We start from the raw sequence: 9,934 nt of genomic DNA, 5'->3' as shown, positions 1-9,934 counted from the left end.
CCGAACAGCAGCAGTTTCTTGCGTCCGAACTTGTCGATGACCGACATGGCAAGCAGCGTTGCCACCAGGTTCATCGCTCCTACAGCCACTGCCTGCAGATCGCCGGACATCTTGCTCGCGCCCGCGAGCGAAAAAATATCGTTCAGGTAATAAAGAATCGCATTAATGCCGGTGAGCTGGCAGAACATGCCCACCGTCCAGGCCAGGAAGATGGGCAGTAGATATTTGCGCTGCCATAGCGAATCCTGCTTGCCGCCCAGATCAAGATGCAGAGACCTCCGTATCTCATCGAGTTCGGCTTTGGGATCTTCCACGCCGGTCAGGACAAGCACTGAATACGCCTCGTCCAGCCGTGACTGCGTTGTAAGCCAGCGCGGACTGCGCGGAATGAAGAACAGCATGATAAGGAAAAGCGCCGCCGGTACAGCAGATACGCCCAACTGCCAGCGCCATTCAATCGCGCCTAGTTGCAGCAGACCAATCAGGTAGTTCGAGACATAAGCAATGAGGATGCCGATAACGATATTGACCTGAAAAAAGCCGACCAGACGGCCTCGCCATTTGGGCGGCGAAATCTCGGCAATATACATCGGTCCCAGCACGGAAGAACCGCCGATGCCAAGACCGCCAATAAAGCGGAAGACAATCAGCGATTCGATATTCCACGCGAAGGCGCATCCGACCGCGGAAATGACATAGAAGAGCGCCATTACGCGGAGGCTGTCTCTGCGGCCATATTTCTGCCCTGGAATTCCAGCGGTAATCGCACCGAGAACAGTACCCCACAAAGCGCTGGCCACAGTGAAGCCGAGCATCCCCGGCGAAAGATGGAACTGCGTCGTAAGCGACTGCGTCGTGCCGGAAATGACGGCGGTGTCGAATCCGAAAAGAAGTCCGCCAAGCGCTCCAACGACGGTGCTCTTGACGACGTGGCGCGAAATGCTCATGCAATCTCTCTGGTGGCGCGGCCACGCGCGTACCCGCGCATGGCCGACAGAATATGAATGTTCATCAGTGTATGGCCTCAGCGGCTGCTCTATCCAACATTCACCGCCCCGCACAGATGCACCTTGACGCCCAGCGCGTTGAACATGGCCGCCTTTACCGCCAGCGCCTTGGCCGCTTCGTCCGCGCTGCCCGCGTAGGCGATGTTCACATGATTGGCGCGATGGCGCGCCATGAAGGAATCGCGCGATACGCCATCGAAGACCGCGCTCACGCATGGCCATTGCGGCGTCGTCTGCCGCCAGCGGCGCTCCGTTTCCTCTTTCGGAAGCTCCACTACTGAGCCGAGGCCCATATCCACATGCAGCGCCCCGTCTTCAACAAAGACGCGGCTCCAGATAATCTTTCCCGGCCTGCCAATTCCCTTCAGCGTTCCGCCGCCCAGCGGAAAGTACATCGGTGGCTGGCGGCTGCTGGTGGCTCCCGCATAACCATTTACAAAATGGTTGGCGGGCGCCGCGCCGGAAATTTGCAGTACCCAGACAAACTCGCTTTTCTCGTTCACGGGATACGGCTCACCCCAGCGCACATCATGCAGCGTGGTTGAAGGGTCAAGTCCGAGCGCGGTCCAGACCCGGTTCGTAACAACGATGTCAACACCTGCTCCTTCGTCCACTTCATTAAAGTGTGGAAGCGGACCGCCAGGATACAGCTCCTTACCTGTACTCTCATCAAAAACTGGCGGACGCTCCGCGTTGTTCAACAGACCCTCCACCAGATCGGATGCGGGAACCATGTCCTTCAATCCCTGTTGATACTGGATGCCGATGGCGTCGCAACCGAAGTCATGCGCGATCCGCGTGGCGGCAATATACATCTTGCACTGCTCGTGGATCTGCTCATTGGTAAGCTCGGTCTTCGCGTCTTTGCCAGTCTCGAAGTTCACACCGCGCTGGTCCAGCCAACGCCGCACCGCAGCGGCCTCATCATCGGGCACGTCGCGCATCTTCGCCACCAGCGCCGACTGGCTCAGCCGCTCCTTGAAAAAGCCGGACGGGTTTAGCAGCTCATCATCAATAATGGCGTTGTACATGCCCATGCAGCCCTCATCGAAAACGCCGAGAATGATTTTCTTCTTGAGCAGGTCCTTCGCCAGATGCTCGCCGAGCTTCGCCGGCTCGGCAGGCAAACATACCGGATCCAGATCGCGGACATGCGAAAGATCATGCGTGACTTTGCCGGTGGTGACCCATTCGCGCAATTTGCCGAGAAAGAAAGCATCGTCAAACTGCTCGCTCCATAACGTGCTGAACGTCTTTCCCGCCTTGATGAGCGAGCCGTTCAAGTTCAGCAGGCCGACCAGACCCGGCCACTGCCCTGACCAGTTCGCGACCGTCAGCATGGGCCCTTGATGCCCGCGCATGCCGGGCAAAACATGGTGTGTGTACTGCCAGGCTGCCGTGGCAAAAACGAGATTGGCTTTGGGGTCAATGCCTGCAAAAACATCCATGCCTATGCGTTGGCTGGAGATGAAACCGTGCCCGCGTTCGCTATCAACGGGAAAGGCGCGCCGCAGTGCCACGCCTTCGTTCTCGAAACACGCAGCCAGCTTTCCTTCCAAGTCCTCTTGCGCAGGCCAGCAGACCTTGTTTGCCGATTCTCTTAAATCTCCGCTGGTGATGAGGACTGCTTCCTTCATCGGTATCGCTCGCGCTGGTGACATTCTCTTCCCTTCTCAGTTGTGTTCCGGCATCAGGGCCGCATGTCCAGTCAGGCAAGTATGCCGAAGCCATTAAAATAATAGTGTAATTAATCCGTAAATTTAAACCTTTAAAACACTGGCTTATCGGAACATGCCGCAAAGAAAATTGTCAATCTCTTTTTGCCGCCCGGCACATTGCTTCACAGCGCGCCTGATTGTTTCTCTCTGTCAACAAGATAGGCTTCCGTCGATTCCCTCAGGATCAGCGTCGGCGAAACCCGCACAATAAAGGGTTCGTTGTTCAGCCTCCCTTCAATCCTGTCCATCAGGATTGTTGCCGCCCGCGCCCCCATTTCATAGCTCGGCTGCACCACCGTCGTGAGATGCGGATGGAACGGGCTGTCCAACGCGAGATCGTCAAAAGTCGCCAGCGCCATATCGCCGGGGCAAGAAATATTCATCTCCTCAAACGCTTTCAGCACGCCGACGGTCATCACGCCGTTGCATACAAACGCGGCCGTCGGCCTCGCCGTCTGTTTCACAATATGCTTCCCCAGTCGGTAGCCGGAATCGAACCGGAAGTTCCCCTCAAACACCATGCGCCGATCGAGTGCGATGTCCGCCTCGTGCAGCGCCTCTTCATACCCGCGCAGGCGCTCGCGTCCGGTTTGCAGATTCAGCGCGCCGGTAATGATGGCGATGCGGCGGTGTCCTTTCTGGATCATGTGCCGCACGCACTCGCGCGCTCCGCGCACATTGTCGAGCAGCACCGCGTCTGTTTTCACGCCGGGAACAGTACGGTCCAGGCAGACGAGCGCAACACCCGCGTCCATCGTGCTCTTCAAATGGCTCGTGTCCTTGCCGCTCGCCGAGGCCAGCAGCATCCCGTCCACGCGATAGGAACGCAGTGCCGCTACAATGCGTCGCTCGCGGCCAATCTGCTCGTTGGTGTTTGCCGTCACCAGGAAATAACCGCGCTCGAAAGCCGTGTCCTCGGCCCCGCGGATAATCTCCGGGAAAAACGGATTGGTAATGTCCGGCAATACCATGCCCAGCATCCGCGTCTGCCTTACTTTCAGGCTGCGGGCAATTTCATTGGGGGAGTAGTTCAGCTCGCGTATCGCGGACTGCACACGCTCTGTAAGTTTCGGACTTACACGGCGAGTGCCGCGGATCACGTTGGAGACAGTCGCGATGGAAACATCTGCTTTTTTCGCTACTTCGACAATGGTCGCCATGCTGAAGTGGTAGTGCCCTCGAATTATAACTTGCTTATTGTATTTAAACGATTAAAAATATCCGTGATGCCCTTTCTTGCCAAGCCCACTCTTCGTTCTTTTCTCTGTGCCATTGCCATCTTCGTTTTCGCCACGCTCGCATTTGCCCAAGATTCACACTGGATCCGTCCCGAAAAACCCGGCGACCCTCTCATCTGGGGCTGGCGCGGTGGCATCGTTTTTGGACTGCCCTCTGCCGGCGGACTGAAAGGCCCGCGCGGCCTCATCCGCGCCGGAGTTGGCCTGCCGCCCGAGTACACCCCACAGTTGCTGAACTACATCGCGATTGAGCCAGTCATCGAGGGCCCCGGCAGCCGCTTCAGCCGCATGGCTTTCAGCGAGCTTGAGCCCAGCGTCCTCGACCCGGGAGAGCGCGGCAAGCGGCTCTGGGTTGCGGACAATACCTTCCGCGGCGACCTTCGCACAATCCGCGCTGGCCACGCCGTAGTCGAGCGCCTGTCGGTCAAAATCGACGTTGAGCGCTTCACCGCCAATGGCGCGCATGTTTACCTGATCGCGTCCATTGACAGTGACCATCCCGACGAACTCCGGATCTCCGTATTCAATGAAAGCGATGGTCCGCCGCTCGATGAATTGACGGTCACGGCAACCATGGGCAACTATGAACGGCTGCGCCTGCTATGGTTGAAAGACCGCGTAGAAGACAGCCGCAGGCTCTTCCCGGATTACACTGGCGACGCATTCGTCGAGCATGAAAATTATCCGCTCGATGAAATGCTTCGCACAGCGGATGGAGACGCGATTGTCTATTGCACATCCAACGAGCCTTCTCCCGAATCGGCATCCGTCAATGCGGCGGCGCACTGGAAATACACTCTGCCCAAGCTCACGCAATACTGGCGCGTTCCCGCGCATGACATTCAGCCCGACCTGCGCGTGCGAGTCAACGCCCGCTGGGTGTACTGGGCCTCGACCGATCCCGTGCCCGGCGGCATTGCCTTTGAGAATTTCGAGGTGCGCCAGCGATATGTTCCCGGGCAAACTTTTATCTACGGAATCTTTGAGCACGAACCCTGGGAGATTGATCCGCGACTTGGCCGCTTCAAAGAATCCATCAACACACATTCCGCCGGGCCAGCGAAATAAAGGAGGCGAATGCTTTTCAGTAAATGGCTCGCTTTACTCACGCTTGCAGGAATCACTGCTCCCTGCCTCTGCGCCGCTTCTCTTGAAGGCCCTGCCGACAGCGTCGCAAAAGTCGAAGTCCACGGCTCCGGCCCAACCGCGCAGGAAACCATCTTCGCAAAGATCGGCTCCAATTGGACGCCTGCCTTGTCCGCAGCCTCATCACCCGTTCGCGTGAAAACGAATGATGGAACAAAAGTCTGCACTCTTCAGGAGACCACCACCCCAATCGAACGCGGCTTGTTGCTGACGGGTGACTGCGGCATCGGCAAGTATGAGCAGCGAATCGTTGTCTCCGAAGAGGACGATGTGCTCAACGTCTCAACACGGCTGACGCTCAATGCGGGAGTCACGGTGCAGTCCGTTGAAGACCGCTACGACTTCATGCCTGCGCGGCGTTCTATCGATAACGCGCAAACAGGCCCGCTCGACTTTGTCTGGTCGCAAAATATCAAAAGCGAGGCCGACGACCTCATCCCCACCTACGGTTTCAAATCGCCCGCAGTCATGATGCAGCAGGGCGAAGTCTTTGCCGCGATCATGCCGCAACTCAGCAACCGGCGGGTCCTGCCGTTGGCGCTGGATCTCGACGTAACCTCAGACCAGCGTCCCTGGATGTCCTGCGGGCAGATACCCGCGCAGCCGCATGGACACAGCTACTTCCGCCGTGCGTCCGATGACCATCCAAAGGTGCTCGACAACACCGTCGAATACTCGTACTCGATTCTGGTTTCGCGCCAGCCGATAAAACTGGGCTACCGCCGCGTGGTGAGCCGTCTCTGGGCGTATTACGGACACCCTTCGCTGCTCAATTCCCCCAACATGCAGCAGAATGTAATCCGAACCGAGCTGCGCTCCTTCGATTCATGGCGCAAGGATGCCTGGATCGACTACGCCAACCGTGTGTACCTTGGTTTCGACTGCGGCGGCAAATGCTGCGGCACACTCAAGAGCAACAGAAATAACTCCGGCGACTGGGAGCACTCCGAGCCGGACGCGTGGTTTAACGCCTGGTTTCAGACCCTGCGCACCGCCTACGGCTGGTACATCTATGGCAGAAATACGCGCAACACCGACATCATGAACAAAGCGGAAAGCGTGCTGACGCTCGCCCTCACCGCACCGCAAAAAGACGGAGCCTTCCCCACAATTTATCTGGTGGACCACAACCAGTGGATCGCAGACGACGGCTGGGCCGGCTACAAAGACGACTACCACGCCTTCTGCATGTCGTGGACCGCATACTGGATGCTTCGCTGGGCCGAAGACCTTACCCCGCAGCGCAAAGCCGAGGTGCTCCGCTTCGTTAAGCCGTATGGAGACTTCCTGCTCCAGCACCAGTTGCAGAGCGGCGTCATTCCCTCTTGGTATGACATCTCAACCCTTCAGTCACGCGCGGAGTTTCGCGACTTCAATGCCGAAACAGCGGTGTCCGCGCTGTTTCTGGCGACTCTGGGCACAGCCACGGGAAACAATGCCTATACTGCCGCAGCCGAGCGCGGCATGGACTTCATCACGAAAGAAGTCATTCCCCGCCAGCGCTGGTTCGACTTTGAGACATTCCTTTCATGCGCGCGAAAAGACTACGGCTTTTACGATCACTGGACTGCCCAATATCCACAGAACAATCTGGCGGAGATACAAGCACCGGAAGCCTGGCTGGCCCTTTATCACTCTACGCACAAGCGCGAATACCTCGACCGCGGCATAAAGTCTCTCGACTATCTGCTGCTCACCCAACAGGTCTGGAACAATCCATCGTTTTCGCCAAAGCTGCTAGGCGGATTCACCACGCAGAACACTGACGCCGAGTGGAGCGACGCGCGCCAAGGCTATGCCGCCATCGTTCTCTTTCATTACTTCCGCGAGACCGGCAATGCCGAATATCTGGAACGCGCCGTGGCCGCCACAAGATCGACATTCGCCGTGGCACCATGGGAGAACTGGGCGCACACCGGATACGTCGACGAACAGGGTGCACTCACAGGCTTCCACTGGGGCACGGGCAGCGCCATGACTTCAGTAGAAATCATGTCTCCGGTCCTTGGCGACGCCTACATCGATCTCAAGACCGCCAAAGGCGTTGGCTTTGACGAGTGCTCACTTCATGATGTTCGCGTGGATTCCCGAAGCATCACCTTCAACATCGAATCACCGGCCAAACAGCGGACATTCATCGTGCATTTTACCGGCGTCGATCCGTCACAGAAATATCGCATTGCCTGGAACGGTGGCCCGCAGCACGAAGTTGCAGGCAGCGACCTTATTGCTAACGGCTACCGCGTAGGACCACTCTCATAAGGAAGGAGCCTCACCCCATGTTGAAAGGAATTTCCCCACTCCTGAGTCCAGACCTGCTGAAGATGCTGTGTGAAATGGGTCATGGAGATGAGATCCTCCTCGCCGACGCGCACTTCCCTGGGCACACACTCGGAAAGCACGTCCTGCGCGCCGACGGCCTCACCATTCCGCAGTTGCTCGACGCTATTCTGCCGCTGTTGGTCCTGGATGAACACGCGAACCCGCTTATCATGATGCAGCCGGACGCAGGCGACTCTGCCGATCCAACTGTCGAAGCAGATTTCCTGAGCGCCGCCCGCAGACTCGCACCAGAAGTCTCCGCTATCATACGCATTCCAAGGCCGGCATTTTACGACCGCGCCAAGTCCGCATACGCCGTGGTCATCACCGGAGAGCTACGTGCCTACGGCAATCTGATTCTCAGAAAAGGCGTCACTCCAATAGTGAAATAGCCTTAGCGTGTGCCAATAAACCCAAATTGTCATCCTGAGCGGAGCGCCAAAGGCGCGTAGAAAAGAGCCTGCCCTGAGCTTGTCGAAGGGACCTGCTTTTCTGTAGTTGCGGCGATAAATCTTCCGCAAAAAACAGGCTGCGATAAAATCCTGCGTTGAGGCCAGGTTTTGTACAAAAGCATTCCGCCAGATTCTCTTTCAGAACAAACAGAAGCAAACAATACGAACAATCCGCATAATCCCTGGAACCCAATCAGCACCTGGCTCCTTTTCACCACGAGCATTCTCACAATTTTGCCCGTCTGGCTCCCGGCGTACCCCGCAATGGCCGACCTGCCGCAGCACGCAGCGCAGGTAGCCATGTTGCGCGAGCTTCACAGTCCAAACTTCGCATACGCCGCGCTCTTCCATGTGAACTGGTTTACTCCCTACCTGTTCGGCTACATGCTTATTTATGCGCTCGCGCCACTGTTTGGCATCCTGGCCGCGTGCAAGCTTGCGGTCTCGCTCTATGTGGTAGGCATCCCATTATCGACAGCCCTGCTTCTCAGCTACGCGAACATTGATGTCTTCTGGGCTATCCTCTCCATTCCCGCGATCTATGGATTCACCTATCAGTGGGGCTTCCTGAATTTCCTCATCGCAGCGCCGGTAGGCATTCTGTTCTTGTGGTTTGTGCTCGGGTTTTCCAAAAACATGCGCGCGCGAACGGCTGTTTGTTTTGCCGCTGCGGCCATAGGATTATTTTTTTGCCACGCCCTCATCTGCGCTTTCTTTGGCATGTGCGCTGTATTGTGCCTGCTGGCAGAGGCTAAATCATTTAGCAAGATCTTAAAACGCATTCTGCCGCTCGCCGCCGTAGTGCCAGTCGCCGCGCTCTGGATGCACAGAACGCTCGCGAATCCGGTAACACACCGGCCCATCGTCTGGGACCTGAACTGGCGCGATTCGGTCGAGTCTTATTACACGTCGTTAAGCCAGGAGCTGCATTTTCCCAGCACGAGCTGGGGCCGCATCACTGGCTTTTTTCCGCGATTGCTCGGTGATGTACCTTCATGGCGCTGCATCCTGATTGGCGCTGCGCTTTTTGTGCTGCCCTTCTGCGCGGGAATGCGCTTGACCAAAAAGCCGTCGCGATGGGCGCCGTTTCTGATCTGCATAGCCGTGCTCCTCTGGTGCCCGCACGCCGTCTTCGGAACAGACTATGTCTATCAGCGCTTCACGATGTTCGCTATCCCGCTCTTTCTTTTCCTGCTGCGCGAATCACCCGTATCTCCCCGGAGAACGAACATCGTCCGCACCATCTCGCTTGCGCTCGTCGCGGCCTTGATCGCTTCAGCATCCATAAAAGCCGTAATCTTTTCTCGCCAGACCAAAGCATTCACGCAGGCGCTCGCGCACGTGCAACCCGGCCAGCGCGCCCTTTCCCTTGCTTTTGACCATGAAGACGGCGTATCCATCGCGCCAACATTCCTGCATTTTCCGCAGTGGTATGCGGCGCAGAAGCACGGAATCGCCGACCCCAGCGCGGCCATGATGCATCCGGAGCTCGTCGTATTCCGTCCGGGCAAGGTCCCGCCCGCGGTGCTCTGGGATTTTGAATGGGCGCCGGAGCAATTCAACTGGGATGACTATTCCGGCGAGCTATACCGCTACTTCGTCGTGCGCTCGAAAACTGACCGTGGACCATCTCTCTTCGCACAAGCCCCCTGCGCCGTGACCCTGCGCTTTCATCAGGAAGAATGGTGGCTATACGAGAGCGCCCCTACATGCCCCGCAGCTTCAAGAGATCAGTAAACAACCGGGTGCCCCCATCCTATCGCGCGTAGTTTGTGCGAAAGGGTGGGATACCGAAAATACAGAATCAGAACAACAGCTTCACCGCGAACTGCAATTCACGCGGAGCATTCACCTGGCTCGAAATCGTCCCCGTCGTATTCTCTCCCAACGCTGTGTCCGGCGGTCCGAATTGGGGATGGTTAAACAGATTGAACGCTTCAGCGCGGAACTGTAGCGTCAATCCTTCAAAGAGCCGTGTGTTCTTCACTCCGGAAAGGTCGAGGTTAGCCACTCCCGGTGCTCGCAGATCGCCCAGCGTGCGCGGAGAATTG

General features: G+C 57.3%; 8 protein-coding genes. 4 read left to right on the top strand and 4 right to left on the bottom strand.

What is annotated here, in order from left to right:
- The 3 genes from VEV40_RS03820 to VEV40_RS03810 form a co-directional block, all read right to left on the bottom strand.
- On the bottom strand, positions 1-947 hold a 947-nt coding region (locus VEV40_RS03820; protein ID WP_324830288.1), incomplete at its 3' end, for a sugar porter family MFS transporter.
- 89 nt (positions 948-1,036) lie between these two features.
- Positions 1,037-2,668: a fucose isomerase gene (locus VEV40_RS03815; RefSeq protein ID WP_324830286.1), complete on the bottom strand. Its 1,632-nt coding sequence runs from the start codon at positions 2,666-2,668 to the stop codon at positions 1,037-1,039.
- Positions 2,669-2,847: 179 nt separating this feature from the next.
- Positions 2,848-3,885 (bottom strand): LacI family DNA-binding transcriptional regulator, encoded by a 1,038-nt coding sequence (locus VEV40_RS03810; RefSeq protein WP_324830284.1) that lies wholly within the window; start codon positions 3,883-3,885, stop codon positions 2,848-2,850.
- 66 nt (positions 3,886-3,951) lie between these two features.
- Between VEV40_RS03810 and VEV40_RS03805 the strand changes: the two genes are divergently transcribed.
- The 4 genes from VEV40_RS03805 (at position 3,952) to VEV40_RS03790 (ending at position 9,620) form a co-directional block, all read left to right on the top strand.
- Positions 3,952-5,031 carry a hypothetical protein gene (locus tag VEV40_RS03805; protein ID WP_324830282.1) on the top strand — a complete coding sequence of 360 codons (1,080 nt, stop codon included), beginning with the start codon at positions 3,952-3,954 and terminating at the stop codon, positions 5,029-5,031.
- 9 nt (positions 5,032-5,040) lie between these two features.
- Positions 5,041-7,371 (top strand): hypothetical protein, encoded by a 2,331-nt coding sequence (locus VEV40_RS03800; protein ID WP_324830280.1) that lies wholly within the window; start codon positions 5,041-5,043, stop codon positions 7,369-7,371.
- Positions 7,372-7,388: 17 nt separating this feature from the next.
- Positions 7,389-7,823 carry an L-fucose mutarotase gene (fucU, locus tag VEV40_RS03795; RefSeq protein WP_324830278.1) on the top strand — a complete coding sequence of 145 codons (435 nt, stop codon included), beginning with the start codon at positions 7,389-7,391 and terminating at the stop codon, positions 7,821-7,823.
- Between the two features lie 168 nt (positions 7,824-7,991).
- Positions 7,992-9,620, top strand: coding sequence for a hypothetical protein (locus VEV40_RS03790; RefSeq protein ID WP_324830276.1), 1,629 nt, complete (start codon positions 7,992-7,994; stop codon positions 9,618-9,620).
- Between the two features lie 67 nt (positions 9,621-9,687).
- On the opposite strand, the gene VEV40_RS03785 is transcribed toward VEV40_RS03790, so the two are convergent.
- Positions 9,688-9,934: hypothetical protein (locus VEV40_RS03785; RefSeq protein WP_324830274.1), on the bottom strand; the 247-nt coding region annotated here is incomplete at its 5' end.

Origin of the sequence: Alloacidobacterium sp., assembly GCF_035631355.1 — a bacterium.
Lineage (GTDB): Bacteria > Acidobacteriota > Terriglobia > Terriglobales > Acidobacteriaceae > Alloacidobacterium.
Note: the sequence above shows the minus strand (reverse complement) of the source record. Positions and strands in the feature narration are given on the sequence as shown.